This window comes from Aeromonas sp. FDAARGOS 1410, assembly GCF_019048745.1.
GTDB classification, from domain to species: Bacteria; Pseudomonadota; Gammaproteobacteria; order Enterobacterales; family Aeromonadaceae; genus Aeromonas; species Aeromonas jandaei.
Genome location: NZ_CP077401.1, coordinates 2,309,839 through 2,331,597 on the forward strand (window position 1 = coordinate 2,309,839; position 21,759 = coordinate 2,331,597).

At 60.4% G+C, this 21,759-nt stretch carries 18 protein-coding genes; 9 read left to right on the forward strand and 9 right to left on the reverse strand.

The window, feature by feature from the left end; translation table 11 throughout:
* Nucleotides 1–7 precede the first annotated feature (7 nt).
* The 5 genes from I6L40_RS10870 to maiA all read left to right on the forward strand — a co-directional run bounded on the left by I6L40_RS10870 (nt 8) and on the right by maiA (nt 4,924).
* The gene (locus I6L40_RS10870; RefSeq protein ID WP_254204018.1) at nt 8–706 is read left to right on the forward strand and encodes an HAD family hydrolase; all 699 of its coding nucleotides are present in this window, start codon (nt 8–10) and stop codon (nt 704–706) included.
* Nucleotides 707–929: 223 nt separating this feature from the next.
* The gene (gene hppD / locus I6L40_RS10875; protein WP_071911458.1) at nt 930–2,066 is read left to right on the forward strand and encodes a 4-hydroxyphenylpyruvate dioxygenase; all 1,137 of its coding nucleotides are present in this window, start codon (nt 930–932) and stop codon (nt 2,064–2,066) included.
* Nucleotides 2,059–3,210: a homogentisate 1,2-dioxygenase gene (locus tag I6L40_RS10880; protein ID WP_071911456.1), complete on the forward strand. Its 1,152-nt coding sequence runs from the start codon at nt 2,059–2,061 to the stop codon at nt 3,208–3,210. The genes hppD and I6L40_RS10880 overlap by 8 nt, the downstream gene beginning before the upstream one ends.
* 10 nt (nt 3,211–3,220) lie before the next feature.
* Nucleotides 3,221–4,216 (forward strand): fumarylacetoacetate hydrolase family protein, encoded by a 996-nt coding sequence (locus I6L40_RS10885; RefSeq protein ID WP_071911454.1) that lies wholly within the window; start codon nt 3,221–3,223, stop codon nt 4,214–4,216.
* Nucleotides 4,217–4,285: 69 nt separating this feature from the next.
* A complete protein-coding gene (gene maiA, locus I6L40_RS10890; protein ID WP_071911453.1) occupies nt 4,286–4,924 on the forward strand; it encodes a maleylacetoacetate isomerase in 639 nt (212 codons plus the stop codon).
* A gap of 175 nt (nt 4,925–5,099) precedes the next feature.
* Here the strand turns inward: maiA and I6L40_RS10895 are convergent, their stop codons facing one another.
* The 5 genes from I6L40_RS10895 to I6L40_RS10915 form a co-directional block, all read right to left on the reverse strand.
* Nucleotides 5,100–5,768, reverse strand: a complete 669-nt coding sequence (locus I6L40_RS10895; protein WP_071911451.1) for an ATP-dependent Clp protease proteolytic subunit — start codon at nt 5,766–5,768, stop codon at nt 5,100–5,102.
* Nucleotides 5,769–6,130: 362 nt separating this feature from the next.
* On the reverse strand, nt 6,131–7,795 hold the full coding sequence (gene asnB / locus I6L40_RS10900; protein WP_216994248.1) for an asparagine synthase B: 1,665 nt from the start codon (nt 7,793–7,795) through the stop codon (nt 6,131–6,133).
* A gap of 192 nt (nt 7,796–7,987) precedes the next feature.
* Nucleotides 7,988–8,356 carry a cupin domain-containing protein gene (locus I6L40_RS10905; protein WP_071911449.1) on the reverse strand — a complete coding sequence of 123 codons (369 nt, stop codon included), beginning with the start codon at nt 8,354–8,356 and terminating at the stop codon, nt 7,988–7,990.
* A gap of 129 nt (nt 8,357–8,485) precedes the next feature.
* Nucleotides 8,486–10,060, reverse strand: a complete 1,575-nt coding sequence (locus I6L40_RS10910) for a cation:proton antiporter family protein (protein ID WP_041209381.1) — start codon at nt 10,058–10,060, stop codon at nt 8,486–8,488.
* A 51-nt stretch (nt 10,061–10,111) separates the two neighbouring features.
* Entirely contained in the window at nt 10,112–10,858 is a 747-nt protein-coding gene (locus I6L40_RS10915; RefSeq protein WP_033115984.1) for an HAD-IIA family hydrolase, read from the reverse strand.
* 198 nt (nt 10,859–11,056) lie between these two features.
* On the opposite strand from I6L40_RS10915, the gene I6L40_RS10920 reads away from it, so the two are divergent.
* A complete protein-coding gene (locus I6L40_RS10920) occupies nt 11,057–12,091 on the forward strand; it encodes an adenosine deaminase (RefSeq protein WP_071911447.1) in 1,035 nt (344 codons plus the stop codon).
* Between the two features lie 113 nt (nt 12,092–12,204).
* On the opposite strand, the gene I6L40_RS10925 is transcribed toward I6L40_RS10920, so the two are convergent.
* The 4 genes from I6L40_RS10925 to I6L40_RS10940 form a co-directional block, all read right to left on the reverse strand.
* The gene (locus I6L40_RS10925) at nt 12,205–13,191 is read right to left on the reverse strand and encodes a zinc-binding dehydrogenase (RefSeq protein ID WP_071911445.1); all 987 of its coding nucleotides are present in this window, start codon (nt 13,189–13,191) and stop codon (nt 12,205–12,207) included.
* A gap of 159 nt (nt 13,192–13,350) precedes the next feature.
* Nucleotides 13,351–14,460, reverse strand: coding sequence for an alkene reductase (locus I6L40_RS10930; RefSeq protein ID WP_071911443.1), 1,110 nt, complete (start codon nt 14,458–14,460; stop codon nt 13,351–13,353).
* Between the two features lie 241 nt (nt 14,461–14,701).
* Nucleotides 14,702–16,237 carry a TerC family protein gene (locus I6L40_RS10935; protein ID WP_071911441.1) on the reverse strand — a complete coding sequence of 512 codons (1,536 nt, stop codon included), beginning with the start codon at nt 16,235–16,237 and terminating at the stop codon, nt 14,702–14,704.
* 284 nt (nt 16,238–16,521) lie between these two features.
* The gene (locus I6L40_RS10940) at nt 16,522–17,448 is read right to left on the reverse strand and encodes a cation diffusion facilitator family transporter (protein WP_216994249.1); all 927 of its coding nucleotides are present in this window, start codon (nt 17,446–17,448) and stop codon (nt 16,522–16,524) included.
* A gap of 166 nt (nt 17,449–17,614) precedes the next feature.
* On the opposite strand from I6L40_RS10940, the gene I6L40_RS10945 reads away from it, so the two are divergent.
* The 3 genes from I6L40_RS10945 to I6L40_RS10955 all read left to right on the forward strand — a co-directional run bounded on the left by I6L40_RS10945 (nt 17,615) and on the right by I6L40_RS10955 (nt 21,754).
* The gene (locus I6L40_RS10945; protein ID WP_071911439.1) at nt 17,615–20,671 is read left to right on the forward strand and encodes an FAD-binding and (Fe-S)-binding domain-containing protein; all 3,057 of its coding nucleotides are present in this window, start codon (nt 17,615–17,617) and stop codon (nt 20,669–20,671) included.
* Entirely contained in the window at nt 20,671–21,159 is a 489-nt protein-coding gene (locus tag I6L40_RS10950; RefSeq protein ID WP_071911437.1) for a hypothetical protein, read from the forward strand. Before I6L40_RS10945 ends, I6L40_RS10950 begins: the two co-directional genes overlap by 1 nt.
* Nucleotides 21,160–21,268: 109 nt before the next feature.
* The gene (locus tag I6L40_RS10955; protein WP_071911435.1) at nt 21,269–21,754 is read left to right on the forward strand and encodes a hotdog fold thioesterase; all 486 of its coding nucleotides are present in this window, start codon (nt 21,269–21,271) and stop codon (nt 21,752–21,754) included.
* Nucleotides 21,755–21,759: the final 5 nt, after the last annotated feature.

Sequence of the window (21,759 nt, forward strand, 5' to 3'; positions counted from 1 at the left end):
GGCTCCCATGATAAGCCGCTCGCCAGCTGAACCAGTGGTGCCGAAAGAGAGTGGGGGGAATCGAGAGTGCGGGAGTGCTGCGCGCTGGATCCTTGCCGACTTTGACGACACCCTGGCCCCCGGCGACAGCCACGCTGGTCTGCTGCGCTATATCCTGCGGCGCCGGATCTGGCCGCTGCTGTTGTTGCCGGTGATTGCGCTGGGTGGGTTGGTCTATCTGGTGCCCAGCCAGCGGCGGCGAGGTATATCCCTTATCTGGTGGGCCATCACGCTTTGGCTCTCTCCCCTCGGCTGGCGCAAGCTGGTGCGCGCCTACTGCCACACTCGTCCGGGGCTCTTTCGCGAGGCGCATCGGCTGCTTGAAGAAGAAGGGCATCGCTGCTGGGTGATCTCCGCCAGCCCCTGCGCACTGGTGCGAGCCCAGCTCTATCAGCAACTGCCCGGCCAGTTGCCCCACCGGATTATTGGCTCGCAAATGCACTACCGGCTTGGCGGCCTGATGCCGCGCTTCTACTGCCACGGTCAGCACAAGCTGCTGCCAGAGATCTGCGCCCTTGATACCGAGCTGGCCTTGAGCGATAGCCTGCACGATCTGCCGCTGCTGGGGTTGGGGAAAGAGGCGTGGTTGATCAATCCGACGCCCACGCGACTGCAAAAAGCCCGTGCCCGCTTGCCCCATCTGATGGTCAAAAACTGGCAACTGTAAGGCAAAGCTGACAGCCATGCGGGTCGTCACACTTTGATCCGCAGGGCTGCGGCTTGAATGTCACAATCCATTTACATCTTTTGCTGCCAGCTACGAAAAACTATCTGCAACCTGCCTCTTCTCTTCCTGCTACGCCCTGCCTCTAATGAAACAAGTTGTTAACACTTGCTGCGCGCTGCGTGCCGCAATCCGTTTTAACCGAATCAAGAGCAAGGAGCGCCCGATGAATGCCACCTCTTCCGCCACCCATACCATCAATCCGTTAGGCACTGACGGTTTCGAGTTCGTCGAGTACACGGCCCCCGATGCCAAGGGGATTGCCGCCCTCAAGAGCCTGTTTGTGTCGCTCGGGTTTGCCGAGGTCGCCAAGCACAAACACAAGCAGTGCTGGCTCTACCGGCAGGGGGATATCAACTTCGTGGTCAACGCCGAGCCCCACTCCCAGGCGGAGCAGTTTGCCAGCCTGCACGGGCCTAGCGTCTGCGGCATGGCATTTCGGGTGAGCGATGCGGGCAAGGCACAGCAGTTCGCCATCGCCAAGGGGGCCAAGCCCTTTGTCGGCAAGATTGGCCCCATGGAGCTCAACATTCCCGCCATCTACGGTATCGGCGAGAGCACCCTCTCCTTTGTCGACCGCTACGGCGACAAGGGCTCCATCTATGACGTGGATTTTGTCTTCTACCCCGACTGGCAGGCCCGGATGGCGGAGGTGGATGCCGGTCTCATCGAGATCGATCACCTGACCCACAACGTCCATCGCGGCAATATGGATGTCTGGTCCAACTTCTACGAGCGGATCGGCAACTTCCGTGAAATTCGTTACTTCGATATCGAGGGCAAGCTGACCGGGTTGCATTCACGCGCTATGACGGCTCCCTGCGGCAAGATCCGCATCCCCATCAACGAGTCGGCGGATGACAAGTCCCAGATTGAGGAGTACCTGCGCCAGTACAAGGGGGAGGGGATCCAGCATATCGCACTCTCCTCGGCCGACATCTACCACACCATCCGCACCCTGCGCAGCCGCGGCACCGGTTTTATGCCGACGCCGGATACCTACTACGAGAAGGTGAACAGCCGGGTCGAGGGGCATCAGGAGGATCTGTCTGCCCTCAAAGAGCTACGCATCCTCATCGACGGCTCCCCCACCAAGGATGGCATCCTGCTGCAGATCTTTACCGATACCGTGATAGGCCCGGTCTTCTTCGAGATCATTCAGCGCAAGGGCAACGAAGGGTTTGGCGAGGGCAATTTCAAGGCGCTCTTTGAATCGATCGAGCTGGACCAGATCCGCCGCGGCGTGCTGGATGGCTGCGAGGATGAGAAGGGTGCCCGCAAAGAGGGAGCGAGCAATGCGTAACTGGATTAACTTTCCCCACCGGGAGGGAACCCACTCCCGACAGGCTCATGCCGACCTGCCTGAACAGGCCATCTATGAGCGCGAGCTGGGGCGTAGTGGCTTTTTCGGCCCCGCCACCCACATGCACCACAAGCATGCCCCTACCGACTGGAGCAGTTGGGAGGGGCCGCTGCGGCCACGGCTGTTTGACTTGAATGCCCTCCAGGAGGAGGTGAGTTCACACTCCCCCTGGGTGGCCCCCGACATTCTCAGCAACCCCCACTGCCGCTACCGAGTCTGGCGGCTATCCGAGGCGATGCCGTTTCTGGTGCGCAATGCCGACGGCGACGAGCTGCTCTTTATCCACGAAGGGAGCGGCGAGTTCTTCTGCGACTACGGCCACCTGACTCTTCGCGATGGCGACTATGTGGTGATCCCCCGCGGTACCATGTGGCGCATTGAGCCGACGGCGCCCCTGTTCATCCTGATGATCGAGGCGACCAACGACAGCTATCAGCTACCGGAGAAGGGGCTGGTGGGCAATCACGCCATCTTCGACCCGGCGGCGCTGGATGTGCCCGCCATCAACGAACGCTTTTTGGCCCAGCAGGATGAGAATCCCTGGTCGCTGCAGGTCAAACGCCACGATCAGGTGTCGGTCATCACCTGGCCGTTCAACCCGTTGGATGCACAAGGGTGGCACGGGGATTTGTGCGTGGTGCGCCTCAACTGGCGGGATATCCGCCCGCTGATGAGCCACCGCTACCATCTGCCGCCGTCGGCTCATTCGACCTTTGTGGCGAGCCGCTTCGTGATTTGTACCTTCGTGCCGCGCCCCATCGAGAGCGACCCCGGCGCCCTCAAGGTGCCCTTCTATCACAGCAACGACGATTACGACGAAGTGCTCTTTTACCACGCCGGGGACTTCTTCAGCCGGGACAATATCGAGCGGGGAATGGTCACCTTCCATCCTGCCGGATTCACCCACGGCCCCCATCCCAAGGCGTTTGCGGCAGGGCAGGCCTATGCCAAGAAGTTCACCGACGAGGTGGCGGTGATGCTAGATACCCGCGATGCGCTGAACGTCGGCAGTCTGTGCGAACGGATCGAGAACACCCGGTATGTCTCCAGCTGGCAGCGCCCGGACGCGGCTGCTGGCAAATAAGGAATCGCTTATGAAATTGGCAACATTGAATAATGGCAAGCGCGATGGCGCTTTGGTGGTAGTGAGCCGGGATCTGACCCGGGCGGTGCGGGTGAGCGAGATTGCTTCCACCCTGCAGGCCGCCCTCGATGAGTGGGCCGAGGTTGCCCCCAAGCTGGAGGCTGTCTATCAGCAGCTTAACGAGGGCCGTGTGACCGAGGCATTCCCCTTTGACGAAGCGTCTTGCCTATCTCCGCTGCCGCGTGCCTACCAGTGGGCCGATGGCAGCGCCTACGTCAACCATGTGGAGCTGGTGCGCAAGGCCCGCGGCGCCGAGATGCCGGAGAGCTTCTGGCACGATCCGCTGATGTATCAGGGGGGCTCCGACAGTTTTCTCGCCCCCCGTGGGCCGATTGTCATGGGCTCCGAGGAGTGGGGGATCGATTTCGAGTCGGAAGTGGCCATCATCACCGATGATGTGCCGATGGGGGTAAGCCCGCAGGGGGCTGCCAGCCACATCAAGCTGCTGATGCTGGTCAACGATGTAAGCCTGCGCAACCTGATCCCGGGGGAGCTGGCCAAGGGCTTTGGCTTCTTCCAGTCCAAACCGTCCAGCGCCTTCTCGCCGGTGGCCATCACTCCGGACGAGCTCGGCGATGACTGGCGTGATGGCAAAGTGCATCTGCCGCTTCTGACCCACCTCAACGGTGCGCTGTTCGGTGCGCCAGAAGCCGGGGTGGACATGACCTTCAACTTCTTCGAGCTGATTGCCCATGCGGCCAAGACCCGGCCCCTTGGTGCGGGCTGCATCATCGGCTCCGGCACCGTCTCCAACTACGATCGCAGCGCCGGTTCATCCTGCATCGCCGAGCGGCGCATGCTGGAAATTCTTGATTGTGATCAAGCTATAACCCCCTATATGAAATTTGGTGATAGAGTGGCCATCACCATGCTGGATCGCAATGGCAAGAGTCTGTTTGGCACACTCTCCCAGCAAGTGGTGCAGGGTGGCAGCCAGACAGAGTGATGATCCCCGAGAGATGGGGGGCCGACAGGGGGCGAGGCTGCCTGTCGGTTGACAAAAGAAGGACGAAGTATGTTGCAGTTGTTTGGCTACTGGCGCTCGTCAGCCAGTTTTCGGGTGCGGATCGTGTTGCAGCTCAAGGGACTGGATTATGAGCAGCACCCGATCAATTTGCGGCAGGGGGAGCAGCGCGAGAAGAGTTACAAACGGATCAACCCGCAGGGGCTGGTGCCCTTTCTGGTGGATGGCGATGTGCAGATCGGTCAGTCGGTCGCCATCATGGAGTACCTTGACGAGACCTATCCCGCCCACCCCCTGATGCCCTCGGCCCCCGAGGCACGCGCCAAGGTACGCCAGATAGTCAACATGATCGCCTGTGATATCCACCCGCTCAACAACCTGCGGGTGCTCAACTATCTGGAAGAGCACTTCAGGGTGGGCAAGGAGCAGGAGGCGGTTTGGTATCGCCACTGGATTGACGAAACCTTTACCGCCCTTGAACAGCTGTTGATGACCACCGCCGGTATCTACTGCGTCGGCAACGAGGTCACTCTGGCGGATTGCATGCTGGTGCCCCAGGTCTACAACGCCCGCCGCTACGAGATGACGCTGGACGATTACCCCACTATCCGCCGCATCGTCGCCAACTGCGAACAGTTGCAGGCCTTTATCAAGGCAGCCCCTGCCAACCAGCCGGATGCGCAGCCCTGAGCGCGCGATGCTGCATTTTGATGGTTAAAGCAGCAAATACTCGTTGAGCCAGTGAGATGACTGGCTCACTCACGAAATATGTTCGCGCTGTTGCCAAAACTCAGCTTGTTTTGTGAACTGCCATGGCAGCCCTTCCTGTGTGTTGGAATGGCTGCCATGGTGGGATTGGCATCAATTAGTTCTGCATATCCGTGATGTAATAGGTCACGGGATATGTTATCGGTTTTTTCATGTCCTGATTCACGAGACCTACTTTTTTGGCATTTTCAATGTTGTAGGTTGCACGTCGACTCTCAGACGAGGTGATGGCCTTTAGCTCCTCTGCCGGAATTTTGGTGCAGGAGGAGTAAATGGTGCGAAAGAGCGAGTTGTATTTTTCAGCGTCGTCCAAAATACGCTGTGCCTGATCCGGCTTCAGGTAATCATTGATTTCATTTGCCGCGGCAGCAGGATGAAGTAAGAAAGATGCCATTGGCATGGCATAACGCTCATTCGATGCACAGTAAATTATAGTTGCAGAAGAGGCGACATTTGATGCGTTAATCATATTCAGCTTCGTTGGATTTTTACGCAACGCCTCGTAGGCCATATACCCGGAGTCCATATCGCCGCCTCCGCTATTGAGGTATATGTCTATATTTTTAATGTTGCGATAATTGCCGTTAATTTCATCAACAGAGGATAACAGCCAGGCCACTGTCTGCGGATCTATGCCTGCATTGAAGTAGATGGCTGCCTTATCTACATCTGTGTCATTGACCGTATTTCCCTTGATGAAAAAAATGTTGGCGTGCACATGTAGCGGTAATGCCAGAGCAAGCAAAATTAGTTTTTTTCTCAACATAGATACCTCATCGATAATATATTCAGGGACACATGGTTGCTGACAATATCACTATTTCAAATATCGGCATCTGAAAAAAGGATTGCTGTTAATTGATACTTACATTAATTCAGTGTCAGCTACCCTGATTTCACCTCCACATGACGAATGCCATAGTGCCAGTTATGTAGCAGGGGAATACACCATCCCATTCTTCGATACGTGGTGCTCTGTCCGAGCCTATGCTCACACTTTCAACGTCGGTTTTGTGGGCCATGTTCTGATCGTCGGTTTACTCTATTTGCCATAAGAAAAAGCCCTTCACCGTGGTGAAGGGCTTTTTGCTATCTGGCCTTTATCCGCTTGGGTTGCTCTGTCCGGGTTTAGTAGCCCTGCTGGTGCACGTCCATTACGGCGCGGCCAGACGGGTCGGCCATCTCCTTGAACTTGGCATCCCACTCCAGCGCGGTGGGGGTGGAGCAGGCGACCGACTTGCCGTAGGGCACGGTGCGGGCGGCAGCTTCCAGCGGGAAGTGCTCGTCGAAGATGGCGCGGTAGAAGTAGGCCTCCTTGGTGAGCGGGGTGTTGATGGGGAAGCGGAATGCGGCCGCCTCGAACATCTGATCCGTCACTTCCTGCTCTACCATGGCTTTCAGGCTGTCGATCCACGAATAGCCCACGCCGTCGGAGAACTGCTCCTTCTGACGCCACGCCACTTCGTGGGGCAGCAGGGCCTCGAACGCTTCGCGCAGAATGTGTTTCTCGATCTTGCCCTTGCCGCACATCTTGTCAGCCGGCTGCAAGCGCATCGCCACGTCCATGAACTCCTTGTCGAGGAAGGGCACGCGACCCTCCACACCCCAGGCGGCCATCGATTTGTTGGCACGCAGGCAGTCATAGAGGTGCAAGGAGGCGAGCTTGCGCACGTTCTCTTCGTGGAACTCGCGGGCATTGGGCGCTTTGTGGAAATAGAGGTAGCCACCGAACAGCTCGTCAGAGCCTTCGCCGGAGAGCACCATCTTGATCCCCATCGCCTTGATGTAGCGGGCCATCAGATACATGGGCGTGGAGGCGCGGATGGTGGTGACGTCATAGGTCTCGAGGTGATAGATGACGTCGCGCAGGGCATCCAGACCCTCCTGCACGGTGAAGTGGATCTGGTGGTGGATGGTGCCGAGGTGATCGGCCACTTTACGGGCGGCGGCGAGATCAGGTGAGCCTTCGAGCCCCACGGCGAAGGAGTGCAGTTGCGGCCACCAGGCTTCGCTCTTGCCATCGTCCTCGATGCGGCGCGCCGCATAGAGTTTGGTGATGGCGGAGATGACGGAGGAGTCCAGCCCGCCGGAGAGCAGCACGCCATAAGGTACGTCGCACATCAGCTGGCGTTTGACCGCCGCTTCCAGCGCCGCTTTCAGCTCGGCCTTGTCGCTGACGTTGTGCTCGACCGCGGCGTACTCCATCCAGTCGCGCTTGTACCACTGTTTGAGTTCGCCATCCTTGCTCCACAGGTAGTGTCCTGGCGGGAAGGTTTCGACGCTCTTGCAGACCGGTACCAGCGCCTTCATTTCGGAGGCGACATAGAAGTTGCCGTGCTCGTCGCGGCCGGTATAGAGGGGGATGATCCCCATGTGGTCGCGACCAATCAGGTAGGCATCCTGTTCGGCGTCATAAAGAATGAAGGCAAAGATGCCGTTGAGATCGTCGAGAAACGCCGGGCCCTTCTCCTTGTAGAGGGCGAGCAGCACTTCACAGTCAGATTTGGTCTGAAACTGGAAGTCGACCTTGAGGGTCTTCTCCAGCTCCTTGTGGTTGTAAATCTCGCCGTTGACCGCCAGCACATGGGTGCGCTCGGGGTTGTAGAGCGGCTGGGCGCCATTGCCCGGGTCGACGATGGCCAGACGCTCATGCACCAGAATGGCTTTGTCTGAGCTGTAGACGCCGGACCAGTCAGGCCCGCGGTGACGCAGTCGCTTGGACATCTCCAGCGCCGATTTGCGCAGGGCTACTGCATCGGACTTGATATCCAGAATGCCGAAAATTGAACACATTGGCGGTAATCCTCTTGATTTTTATATGAGCCCCCCACGTTTGGGCTCGAAATTCCATTTACATTCCTCGTCAGACACAATGCCTAGCGGAAAAACCTTTTGCAAGCGGGAAAACCGCAGAAAATCATGCCGTAAGCGTCAAGCGGATCAACAGGATAAGGGCTGCTGCAACGGGGCTGGGTGACGTGAACGTCAAGCCGAGGCGGGTTCGAAGATGACGTAGACCTTGCGACAGGGGGTAAGGGTCTCCCACTCGCCGACAAAGCCGGCCGGAATCACGAATTGATCGCCGGGTTTGAGGGCCAGCTGGCCGCCCTGACTGTCGTGGATCACCACATCCCCCTCCAGCAGCTGGCAATACTCGTGCTCTGTGTAGTGGATGGCCCAGCGGCCCGGCTCGCAAGCCCAGAAGCCCACGTGAAACTGCTGGCTGGGATCTGAGTAGTGGTTCCACACCGTCTGGCTCGGGTGGCCCGCTTTAATGCGCTCGGGGGCGGGCATCAGCGGGGTAGGGGCCGCCTCGTGGCGGTCGAGCAAAATCCAGTCGTTGAGGGTCTTCATGGTGCCTCCTTGGCTTCGGCAGATAGGAACGCGGGGCCATCCGGTCCCGCGTTTGTTCGTTTTATTAAACGAGGTTGTGCATAACTTAAACGATGCACATTCCCTTGCCAAGGGCCGCTGGCTGCAGGATCAGAGCGGCTGCAAACGGCGGATCACATGGCGGGCAAAGCCGCTGCCCGCTTCGTTGTAGACGTTGAACACCGCATCCACCCCCTGCTCCTTGAGGGAGGCGATATCATCCTCGAAGCGAACGATGGCGGCGATCTTGCCGGCAAAGCCGTGGCTGCGCAGCTTCTCGATGGCATAGAGATTCCCCGAGTGGTGGGGCATCGCCAGTAGCACCAGATTGACCTGATTGGAGAGCAGTACCTTGTCCCAGAAGTCGGTATCGGTGGCATCCCCCTCGATGACGTTCATCCCCTGGGCGCGCAGGGTGGGCAGCTTCTCGCTGTCGTTCTCCACCCCGAGGATGACGTTGCCGTACTTGTTCTCCAGCTCGAAGTAGGCCCCCTGACCGATCCGCCCCATGCCGAGGATGATCACCTCCGCATCGCCCAGCTCGATGGGTCTGTCTTCCGGATGAAGGTTGCTCGCCTGCAACCCCTTGAGCCAGTGACCGATGCGATGGTAGATCCGCTCGCTCTGGGCATTGAGCGGAGCGGAGATCATAAAGCTCGCCGCCAGCGCCAGCGAAACCGCCACCAGCCACTCGTAGGAGAGCCAGCCCGCCTTGGCGGCGATGGCCGCGACGATCAGGCCAAATTCCGAGAAGTTGGTGAGCGCCAGGGTGGAGAGCAGGGCGGTGCGTACCCGCAGGTGAGCGCCGCTGTAGACCAGATAGTAGAGGGCGCTTTTGAGCGGCAGGGCCAGTACCAGCGCCAGTGCCAGCAACATGGTGTCGTGGGTCGGCAGACCGTTGAGACCGATGGTGAGGAAGAAGCAGATAAGAAACAGGTCTTTGAGGTTGAAGAGCGCCTTGGCAAGGCCCGCCGCTGCCGGATGAGAGGCGAGCATCATACCGATGATGAGGGCTCCGAGATCCGGCTTGAGGCCGACCACTTCAAACCCGGCTGCCCCCACCACCAGCGCCAGAAAGACCCCGAACAGCACCTGCAGCTCGCCGTGACCGGCCCGCTCCAAGAGCTTGAACAGCAGCGGGCGCAGCAGCGGCAGTCCCAGCACCCAGAGCGCCCAGATGCTGGGCCACTTGCCGCTGGAAAAGGCCAGAAACGCCACCGCGAACACATCCTGCATCACCAGCACGCCGATGGCGATGCGGGCGTAGAGGGCATTCATGTCACTGCGATCTTCCAGCACCTTGACCGCAAAGACGGTGCTGGAGAAGGAGAGGGCAAAGCCCAGCAGCAGTGCCAGCTTCCAGTCCAGCGACAGGGCCAGCACCAGCCCGAGCCCCTTGCAAACCAGCAGTACCACGGTAAAGAGCAGGGTGGAGAGCAGCAGGTGCAGGCTGGTGGTGCCCCACACATCGCGCCGCATCAGGGTCTTGATATTGAGCTTGAGACCGATGGTGAACAGCAGCAGGGTGACGCCGAGATCGGCGATCTCGTTGAGGGCCGGGGTATTGTGATAGCCCATGCCATTGAGGATAAAACCGGCGGCCAGAAAGCCGAGCAGAGGGGGCAGGCCAATCAGATTGACCAGCATGCCGCAGCCAAAGGCCACGGCGATGAGAATGGGTTCCATAACAGGTCCAGCTGGGGCAGGGGAGACCTGCCCGGTTTAAATCCTTGGGTATCAGACGATATCGATGTCGACCACGGAGTCGAAGATGTGGTTCGGCCGAAACGGCATGCGGTCGATATCGGCGACCTTGCTCACCCCGGAGAGCACCAGCACCGTCTCGAGGCCTGCCTGAAAGCCCGCCAGAATGTCGGTGCGCAGGTTGTCGCCGATGATGATGGTGTCGTCGGAGTGGGCCTCCATCCGGTTGAGCGCCGCGCGGATGATCCAGGCGCTCGGCTTGCCGACGTAGAACGGCTTCTTGCCGGTCATCCGCTCGATGGGGGCGCACAGGGCGCCGCAGGCCGGGTGCATCATGGGGCCGTGGGTATCCGGGTTGGTGGCGATAAAGCGGGCCCCCTGATCGACGAACTTGGCCCCCTGCTGGATCATGGTCCAGTTGTAGTTGCGGGTCTCGCCCACCACCACGAAGTCGGGGTCGATATCGGTGATGGTAAAGCCGGCCTTGTAGAGCTCGTGGGTCAGCGCCCCTTCGCCGATCACATAGGCCTTCTTGCCATCCTGACGCTTGAGAAAGTCGGCGGTGCCCATGGCGGAGGTGTAGAAGCACTCCTCCGGCACCTCGATTCCGGCGGAGCGGAAGCGGTTTTGCAGATCTTTCTGGGTCTGGGCCGGGTAGTTGGTCAGAAACAGCAGCTTGCTGCCCTGCTCCAGCAGGCGATGGACGAAGCGGTCGGCGCCGGGAATGAGATCGTTGTTGTGCAGGATGACACCGTCGATGTCACAGATGACGTTCTTCATGAAAACTCCTTGTCAGGGCGCAGACGAGCTGCCAATCGGTAAGACGTTCAATCATTTATGATTTTTGTGACGCCATTATAAATCTGTTTGATGACAAGTCTCCCCTGTCTTGCAACTTGAGCGCACAATAAGCATGAAGTCGGGGCAATCGTGTGGAGGGGTTGCCCTCGGGATCTGGTCGCTGATGGAGCCGTCGCCATGGATAACCCTATTGCCGAACACTTTATAGCCGAATTGCCCAAGCTGGAGCTGCACCTTCACATTGAGGGCACCCTCGAACCCGAGCTGATGTTCGAGCTTGGCAAACGCAACAATGTGCCGCTGCCCTGGCCCGACGTGGCCAGCGTGCGCGCCGCCTATGACTTTGACTGCCTGCAATCCTTTCTCGACCTCTACTATCGCGGTGCCAGTGTGCTGGTGACCGAGCAGGACTTCTTCGACCTCACCTGGGCCTATCTTGAGCGGTGCGCCGCCGACAAGGTGGTGCATGTGGAGATCTTCTTCGACCCGCAGACCCACACTGCCCGCGGCATCCCCTTTGCTACCGTGCTCGGCGGTATCGAGCGGGCGCTGCAGCGCGGGGAGCAGGAGTTTGGCATCAGCTGGCGCCTTATCATGAGTTTTTTGCGCCACCTGAGTGAGGAGGAGGCGTTCGCTACGCTGGTAGAGGCTATGCCCTTCCTGTCACGGATCCACGGCATCGGCCTCGACTCGGGTGAGAAGGGCAATCCGCCCAGCAAGTTTGCCCGGATTTTTGCCAAATGCCGCGAACTGGGGCTGCCGGTGGTGGCCCATGCGGGCGAAGAGGGGCCTGCCGACTACATCTGGCAGGCGATCAACGAGCTGCAGGTGTGTCGCATTGATCACGGGGTGCGCTCGGCCGACGATCCCGAGCTGCTGCGCTATCTGGCCGATACCCGGTTGCCGCTCACCGTCTGCCCCCTCTCCAACACCCGGCTCAAGGTGTTTGACCAGATGGCCCACCACAATGTGCTGCGGCTGCTGGAGCAGGGGATCTGCGTCACCATCAACTCCGACGATCCCGCCTACTTCGGTGGTTACATGGGGGCCAACTTTGCGGCGCTGGCGGACGATCTCGGTGCCACTGCGGATCAGCTCTGCCGTCTCTCGCTCAATGCGGTGGAGGCGAGCTGGCTGAGCTTGGCCGACAAGGCGCGGCTGACCCGTGATATTCGCACGCATGCCGCCCGCCACGGGGTGCAGCTGCACTGAGTCAGGCATCAATGCCGTCGATATGAAATGCAGTTGATTTAAAAAGAGGCTCGCCATCACTGGCGGGCCTCTTTCGTTTCAATGGTCGGTGTGATTATCGAGGAAGGTCAGCGCTATGCCACCCGCACCAGAAACTTCTCGCCCTGTCCTTCGCGCTTGAAGCGCTCGAGCAGGGTCGGCAGTGACTCAAAGTCGCCGACCATCAGCGGCGGCAGGGTCAGCTCGCCGCTCGCCATCTGCTCCATCATGGCGACACCGGCGGCGACCAGTCGGCTCCACTGTTTGTCCGAGCCAAAGGCGTGCTGGGCACCCAGTGCAATCTCGTGCAACGAGTGGCAATGGGCAAAAGCGGGTAGCGGATTGTGCGGGATGCGCCCGAGCACAGTCACCATATGGCCGTAGTAGCCAAGGGTAGGCAGCAGGCTCTCTGCCTGTTGGCTCGAGACCAGATCGATGATCCCCTCGAACGGCTCGCTGCCGTTGGCGGCCTGCAAGGTGGCCAGCCAGTCGGGATCCCGATAATCGGCCACCCCCTGCACCCCGATCTGTTTGAGCCACTGATGGTGGCGTGGACTGGCGCTGGCAAATACCCGCGCCCCCTGCTGGAGGGCGAGCTGCACCGCAAAGCGGCCGACGCTGCTGCCGGCGCCGGTGATGAGCAGCGCTTCCCCGTGCAGGCGCGGCAGCTTGGCCAGTGCCTGCCAGGCGGTGAGACCGGGACAGGGCAGGGCGGCGGCCGCCTCGTCGCTCAGGGCATCGGGTACCGGCAGCAGGGCGCGTGCCGGCACTTTGGTGTGGCGGGCAAAGCTGCCGTGGTGGCGCAGATCGGTGTGGTAGGCGACCCGGGCGCCGAGACGCAGATGGCTGACGTTGGCGCCGAGCGCCACGATCGTGCCCATGCCATCGACGCCGGGCACCTGACCGTCCTGCCAGTTGGAGTGGCCATATTCGATCAGCTTCCAGTCCACCGGATTGAAGGCGATGACCCGGTTGGCCACCACTACCTCATCGGGGCCAAGGGGGGAGAGCGGGAGGTCGGCGAGGGTGAGCTGCTCCGGTTCACCCGGGGCATGCCAGCACCAGGCTTGGGTGTGATTCATGATGACTCCTTGCGAAACAGTGGGGAGAGCTTGATGAGATTATTGCAACAGCAAGACAGTAAAAATTCCACTGTTGCAATTGCGCAACAATACGGCAGGCCCCAACCTGTGGGGCCTGCTTAACGTGGTTTGCTGGCCATTGGCAAGCAACGGCCGGTTTTATGCGTCATCGGCCTGATAGGTCGGGTAGTCAGTCAGCCCCTTCTCGCCACCGCCAAACAGGGTGGCCGGATCGTGGGGGGCCAGCGGATAGCCGTGGCGCAGCCGCTCCGGCAGGTCCGGGTTGGCGACGAAGGGGCGGCCAAAGCCAATCATGTCGGCCCAGCCCGCCTTGAGGGCGGCGCGCGCCCGCTCGCCGTCATATTTGCCGGCATAGATCAGGGTGTTGGGGAAGGCATCGCGCAGACCCTGCTTGAAGTTCTCCGGCATCAGGGGGGCATCGTCCCAGTCCGCTTCGGCGATGTGCAGGTAGACCACGTTGAGCTGGCCCAGCAGGCGGGCGGCCGCCAGATAGGTCTCCTGCGGGTTGGCATCCACGGTGCCGTTGAGGGTGGTGAGCGGCGCAAGACGCACCCCGACCCGGTCAGCCCCGATCTCGCTGCAGACCGCTTCGGTCACCTCTTTGAGAAAACGCAGCCGGTTCTCCAGCGAACCGCCGTAGCCGTCGGTGCGGGCGTTGGACTCGGAGTCGAGGAACTGGTTGATGAGGTAGCCGTTGGCGGCGTGCAGCTCGATGCCGTCAAAACCGGCGCTGATGGCGTTGCGAGCCGCCTGACGGAACTGGCCCACTACCGCATCGATATCGGCCTGGGTCATGGCGCGCGGGGTGACGGTCTCGACAAAACCGGGGGCATCGCTGCCGTTATCGACAAACACCTTGACGCCGACCGCGGGCAGGGCCGAGGCCGAGATGGGCTGGGCGCCGCCGATGTTGTCCGGATGGGTGACCCGACCGACGTGCCAGAGCTGGGCGAAGATGGTGCCATGTTTGGCGTGAACGGCGTCGGTCACCCCCTTCCAGCCGGCGATCTGATCGGCGCTGTAGATACCCGGCGTCCAGGCGTAGCCCTTGCCCATGGGATCGATCTGGGTGCCCTCGCTGATGATAAGGCCGGCACCGGCACGCTGGGCGTAGTAGGTGGCCATCATGGCGTTGGCCACATCACCGGGCTGACTGGCACGGGAGCGGGTCATGGGGGGCATGACGATGCGGTTGGCAAGGTGCAGCTGACCCAGTCGCTGCGGGCAAAACAGGTGATCGTGGCTCATCTTGAGTTCCTCATGGTGGGATTGAGGGTGACTCTAGCCGCCAATAGCGTTGCAACAAAGAGGGGTAATTGCACCATTGAATTGCACTGCATGCAGCAATCGCGATTGGAAGGGAATGAACGTCGCGGCGGATGGCTGGCGGGGCCAAGCGGGCGCCGCAATCGGTGCATCATATGCAAAGGAAAGGCGAATAAAAAAAGAGGGCTCACAGGCCCTCTTGTCATGGTGGTTTTACGCAGGATTAGCCAGCGACCGGCATCACCCGCACCCGCTCGATGCGCCGCTCGCTCACCTCCAGCACCTCGAAGTTGAGCGCCTGCAGTTGCAGCTGCTGGCCCGGGGTGGGCAGGGTGCCGAAGTGGGAGAGCAGCATGCCGGCCAGGGTCACGTACTCGTCGCTCTCGCTCACCAGCCCCTCGTGCTCCAGCACCTGCTCCACATGGTGGATGTTGGTGCTGCCATTGATGAGCCACCCTTCGCCATCGCGGATCATGTCTGGGGTTTCATCTTCATCCGGCAGTTCGCCGACAATCGCCTCCAGCAGGTCGTGGGTGGTGACCAGACCCTGGATCACGCCGAACTCGTCGGCCACCAGAATGAGGCTCCCCTTCGCCTTGCGCAGCTCCGCCAGCAGCTTAATCACGTTGATGGTCTGCGGCACGATAATGGGGTCGTTCTGCTTGGCCAGCGCGCTTAAGGATTGCCCTTCGTTGAGGGCAAACAGCAGGTCGCGCGCCTTGACCACGCCGATCACCTCGTCCAGATCCCCGTCACAGACCGGGAACAGGCTGTGGGGTTCGCGTTGCAGCAGGATGCGGATATCCTCGCTGGAGTCGTTGATATCGATCCAGGCCATCTCGGAGCGCGGCGTCATGATGGTGCGGATGGAGCGCTCGGCCAGCGACAGCACGCCGGTCACCATGTAGCGCTCCTCCTCGCCAAAGCTCACCGGTGCGGCGGCCGGGGCATCCAGATCGTCATCCGGTCGGTCCTGATACGCCTTGCTCCCCATCAGCTTGAAGATGGCTGCGGTGGTGCGCTCGCGCAGCGGCTGTTTGGCTTCGTGGCGCATGGCGCTGTGCTGGGCCAGCTGGTTGAAAAACTCAATCAGCACCGAGAAGCCGATGGCCGCGTAGAGGTAGCCCTTCGGAATATGGAAGCCGAAGCCCTCCGCCACTAGGCTGAAACCGATCATCAGCAGGAAGCTCAGGCAGAGCACCACCACGGTCGGGTGGGCGTTGACGAAGCGGGTCAGCGGCTTGGAGGCGAGCACCATCACCACCATGGCGATGGTCACGGCGGCCATCATCACACCGAGGTGTTCCACCATGCCGACGGCGGTGATGATGGAGTCCAGCGAGAAGACCGCGTCCAGCACCAGAATTTGGGCGATCACCACGCCGAAGCTGGCGTAGGCGCCGACCGGGCCATCATCGTGAGGTTTGGCCTCCAACCGCTCGTGCAGCTCGGAGGTTGCCTTGAACAGCAGGAAGATACCGCCCCCCATCAGGATCAGATCGCGACCGGAGAAGGGGTGATCCCAGATATGCAAAATGGGGGTGGTGAGGGTGACCAGCCACGACATCACGCTCAAGAGCACCAGCCGCATCAGCAGGGCGAGGCCAAGGCCGAGTACGCGCGCCTTGTCCCGCTGGGCGGGGGGCAGCTTTTTCACCAGAATGGCGATGAAGACCAGGTTGTCGATCCCGAGCACGATCTCGAGAATGATCAGGGTAAAAAGACCGATCCAGATGTGGGGATCCAGCAGCAATTCCATTATGTGACCTCAAAAAAACAGACAGAGCGAACAGTGAACAGGGCTAGCGAAAGCCGCAGCAGCAAGGCAATGGCGTTATTCAGAGGCGCTGGTTAAGCAGAAACAGATAGCTTTTGACGGGAAGAAACGAAGGGCAACTTCGGGGATTGTCCATGATGGGCAATAAAACCTCGGGTTAAAAATGAGCCCTGATGATAGCGGCTGGCGCCAATTTGGCAAGTGGGCGGTGTCGGGATGTGACGCAGCCGGTGGAGGCTGGCAGGCAGCCTCCACCGGTTATCGGGTTACAACCAGCGCTTTTCGCGGGTGAAACAGACCGAGAGCCAGGCATCGCCCAGGGTGTCGCCGAGGCGGGACCAGAGCTCCTGACGCAGGGTATCCTGCCGCTCGACGGGCCACTCCTGACCCGGGGCGACCAGAATGTTGAGTTCGAGATCGAAGCGGCGACCACTTTTCGCCAGATGGCTGTAGCACTCGACGCCGTGACGCTGGCGCAGCGCCTCGACTTCGTTCTCGACCAGCTGGGAAACATCCCCTCTGGGGGCGATTTTCAGCACTTCCCGCAGGTTGCGACCGAGCACCTTGATGGGAATGAGGGTGGCGCAGAGGGCCAGCAGTGAAACCAGCACCGGGTCGATATAGCGGTTGTATTGGCCGTAGCCGATGGCATCGAGGCCGATGGCAACCACGAAACCGATAAGCAGGGTGGCACTGAGCAGGGTATCCACCAGCCACTCCTTGGAGTCTACCCGCACCAGTTCGGAGTCAACCTGCTCGGCGACCTGGGCTTCAATCCGGTAGAGGATGGCGCAGAAGAAGGTGGAGACAACGGCATAGATGAGGGCATGACCGAGATCGATCTCCCGTCCCCCTTCAAACAGGGTGGTGAGGCCGTTGTAGAGTGCCGCCAGACAGAGCAGCAGAATAATGGAGCCATTGATGACGTTGGCGATAGGCTCGAAGTGCGCATAGCCATACTGGAAACGGTCATCGGAGGGGCGGGTGACGAGGTAGGCGGTGACCAGACCGAGGCCCGTCATGCCCATGCTGAACAGGGTAAAGATACCATCGAGCATGATGGCGTTGGAGCCAACGAACAGGCCGTAGCCGATGCCGAAGATGGCGAAAGTGATGCAGCCAAACAGCGACAGGGTGAGCGCCTGCTTCTCTGTGGTGACCAGCGTACTGATAACATGGCTGTGGTGAGCCATAAGAGTCCTCCTTTCAAATGGTTAATATTGCTACGCGCAAGCGGTTTTCGAGCTGATATACTGCCCGCTCACATGTGAGCGGACTGGCCTGATTACCATTGACGGGCGATGGGTCAGTCGTAGTCGCCGGGGTGCCGGCATCAAGCAAATAAGGGAACAAGGATTCATGATCCCGAGACTCGATTACCAGGACAGTTTGTCACCCACAACCCTGTCGTTCCTAGAGTTGCTAGGGCGCAGCGCCTTTCGTGGTGATATCGAAAAGTCTTATGCAAGCCGGTTGGCGATGGCGACGGACAACAGCGTCTATCAGGTAGTACCTCAGGCGGTTCTCTATCCGCGCAGTGCGGACGACATAGCAGTGATGCTCAAGCTGGCGGCGGAGCCGGCGTACCACACTCTGAGTTTTTTCCCTCGCGGTGGCGGTACCGGCACCAACGGTCAGTCATTGGGCGGCGGCATTATCGTCGATCTCTCCCGTCATATGAACCAGATCATGGAAATTAATCTGGAAGAGGGGTGGGTGCGTGCCCAGGCCGGGGTGGTGAAAGACCAGCTCAACGCCTATTTGAAACCCCACGGCTACTTCTTCTCGCCGGATCTTTCCACCTCCAACCGCGCTACCCTGGGTGGCATGATCAACACCGACGCCTCGGGGCAGGGCTCGCTGGTTTACGGCAAAACCTCGGATCACGTGCTTGGCCTCAAAGCCGTGCTGGAGAATGGTGACCTGATGGCGACCGAGCCGCTGACCGGTGAGCGACTTGCCGACAAGCTGGCGCTGGAGAATCGGGAAGGGGAGATCTATCGCACCCTCTATCGTATCGGCAAGGAGCGCCGCGCCGACATCGAGGCGACCTTCCCCAAGCTCAACCGCTTTTTGACCGGTTACGATCTGAAGCACCTCTATCAACCTGATACCGATACGCTGGATGTCAGCCGGGTGCTGTGCGGATCTGAAGGGTCTCTCGGCTTTATCACCGAAGCCAGACTCAACATCACACCCATCCCGCGCTACCGCACCCTGGTCAACGTCAAATACGACAGCTTCCCCTCCGCCCTGCGCAACGCCCCCTTTATGGTTGAGGCCCAAGCGCTGTCGGTGGAGACTGTGGACTCCCGGGTGCTCGGGCTGGCCCGCGCCGACATCATCTGGCATTCGGTGAAAGAACTTATTCAGGATGTGCCCGGCAAGGATCTGCAGGGGCTCAACATCGTCGAATTTGCCGATACCGACGAGGCTGCGCACAAGGCCAAGGTGGCGGAGCTCTGCCGCCGTATCGACGCGCTGCTGGCCAACGGTGAAGCCGGGATCATCGGCTATCAGGTGTGTGACCACCTGCCGAGCATAGAGACCATCTACGCCATGCGCAAGAAGTCGGTGGGGCTGCTCGGCAACGCCGAAGGGCGCAAGAAGCCGGTGGCGTTCACTGAAGATACCGCGGTGCCGCCAGAGTCGCTGGCCGATTTCATCATGGAGTTTCGTGCTTTGCTGGACGCCCACGGCCTTGACTACGGCATGTTTGGCCACGTCGATGCCGGTGTGCTGCATGTGCGACCGGCGCTCGATTTGTGCGATCCCGAACAGGAGGTGCTGCTGCGGCGCATCTCCGATCAGGTGGTGGCCCTTACCGCCAAATATGGCGGCCTGATGTGGGGTGAGCACGGTAAGGGCTTTCGCTCCGAATACAGCCCCGCCTTCTTTGGCGAGCTGTGGGAAGAGCTGCAGCGGGTCAAGGGGGCGTTCGACCCGGCCAACCGCATCAACCCGGGCAAGATCTGCGTCCCCTATGGCTGCGATGCCGAGCTGGTGTCGGTGGATGGGCCCAAGCGCGGCAAGTATGATCGCCAGATCCCGGTGGCGGTGCGCGAGAGTTATACCCGGGCCCTCGATTGCAACGGCAACGGTCTCTGCTTCACCTTCGAAACCGACTCCCCCATGTGTCCCTCGGTTAAAATAAGCCGCGACCGCCGTCACTCACCCAAGGGGCGGGCCGGCCTGATGCGCGAGTGGCTGCGTCAGTTGGCGGAGCAGGGGTTCGATCCGTTGGCGGAAGAGGTGGCACTTCACTCCGGCGGCGTGCGCTTCAAACAGCTGGTGGACAAGGTGCGCAACAGCTGGGCCAAACAGCGCGGCGAGTATGACTTCTCCCACGAGGTGATGGAGGCGATGGCTGGCTGCCTTGCCTGCAAGGCGTGCACCAGCCAGTGCCCGATCAAGGTGGATGTGCCCGATTTTCGCGCCCGCTTTATGCAGCTCTACCACGGTCGCTACCTGCGCGCGCCCAAGGATTATTTCGTCGGCACCGTTGAAAGCTATGCGCCGCTGCTCGCCAAAGCGCCGAAGCTGGTCAACTTCTTCCTGGAAAAAGAGTGGGCCCAGAAGGCGGCTGAAAAGGGCATCGGCATGGTCGATGTGCCGCTCTTGAGCGTGCCGACTCTGGCAGAGGAACTGCGTGATAACCGCGCCCGTTACTTCGACCTGCCGGGTCTGGAGGCCATGACTCCCGAGCAGCGCCAGAAGGTGGTGCTGATCGTGCAGGACCCCTTCACCAGTTATTACGATGCCCCCGTGGTGCGGGATCTGGTGAAACTCGCCAGCAAGCTCGGGTTCCAGCCCTACCTGCTGCCCTTCAAGCCCAACGGCAAGCCCCAGCATATCAAGGGGTTCCTGCGCGCCTTTGCCCGCACCGCGGCGAGCAGCGCCCAGTTCCTCAACAAGATTGCGGCGCTCGGCATTCCCATGGTGGGGGTGGATCCGGCCATGGTGCTCTGCTATCGCGACGAGTACGCCAAGGCGCTGGGGCCGGCGCGCGGTGATTTTCAGGTGATGTTGCCGCAGGAGTGGCTGCTCTCGCTTCCGGCCGACGTGCTGCCGAAACGTGAAGATCAGACTGCAGAGCCCTGGTATCTCTTTGCCCACTGCACCGAGAAGACTGCCAAGCCCTCGACCCACGGCGACTGGGGTACCCTGTTTGGCCGCTTTGGCGCCAAACTGCAACCGGTCTCGGTCGGTTGCTGCGGCATGGCGGGCACTTATGGCCACGATGTCAAACAGGTGGAGAACTCCAAGGGAATTTATGGGTTGAGCTGGGCCGAACCGCTGGCCCGTTTGCCACAGGATCGCTGTCTGGCTACCGGTTATTCCTGCCGCAGTCAGGTCAAACGGATGGAGGGAGAGAAGATCAAACATCCGCTGCAAGCCCTGCTGGAGCTGCTCTGATGCTGCGATTTCCCAAGCGGTTTCGGGTGCCGAAAGCCTATCGGCACCCGCGTTTCTTGTTGTTGCCCGCCACCCCCGCTCAGGCGGTGGTGGAGTTTGTCGCCATCCTGCGCGAGCGCGAGCAACTCCATCAGCTGTTTCGGCCAAACGATCTCTGGCCCTCCGCCAATTTCAGCCTGAGTCAGCACGAAGGGGATCTGGAGTGGCAGCAGTCGGAGTTTCTGGCCAAGCGCTCGTTCGCCTATGGCCTCTGGAGTCCGGATCGGGAGCCGCAATTCTGGGGCGGGGTTTATCTCTACCCTTCGGTACTGCCGGAAGTGGAGGCGGAGCTCTTTTTCTGGAAGGTGGCCGAGGCTCCCATCAGTGATGAAGAGTTGGAAGGACTGCTGCGCGACTGGCTCGCCAACGTGTGGCAGTGGTCAGAGCCCCGCTTGCCGGGTCGGGAGATGCCCTGGGCCGAGTGGCCCGGCGTCACCTACCCCTGGTAAGGGGGCCGGTTTCAGGTTTTTTCCTGCCCCGGCTGCTGGCCGGGGCAGGCTTGTTGTGCAATGCAGTGATGCTCCATTTTCCCCATGCAATTGAAGGAGTTCTCTTTTCATGAGTCAGGAATCATCCCCCATCTGGCGCAGACCCATGAGCCTTGAAGGGCTCAACGCTAGCTCCCGTAATACCCTGATGGCCCACCTCGATATCATCTATACCGCCTTTGGCTCCGACTGGCTGGAGGCCACCATGCCGGTGGATCACCGCACCCACCAGCCGCTCGGTATGTTGCACGGTGGTGCCTCTGTGGTGCTGGCAGAGACGCTGGGATCGCTCGCGGCCAATATGGCGGTCGGGCCTGACAGCTATTGTGTGGGTCTGGAGGTGAACGCCAACCATCTGCGAGCCAAGCGGGAAGGGGTGGTAACGGGGCGCTGCTCGCCACTGCATCTGGGGGCGACGACTCAGGTGTGGCAGATAGAAATTCGCGATGAACGTGGTCGTTTATTGTGCACCAGCCGGTTGACCATGGCGGTGCTCAAGCACAAGCGGGGCAAGGACTCCGGAGAGGAACGATCTGCAATAACGCATCATGAGTGAAAAAT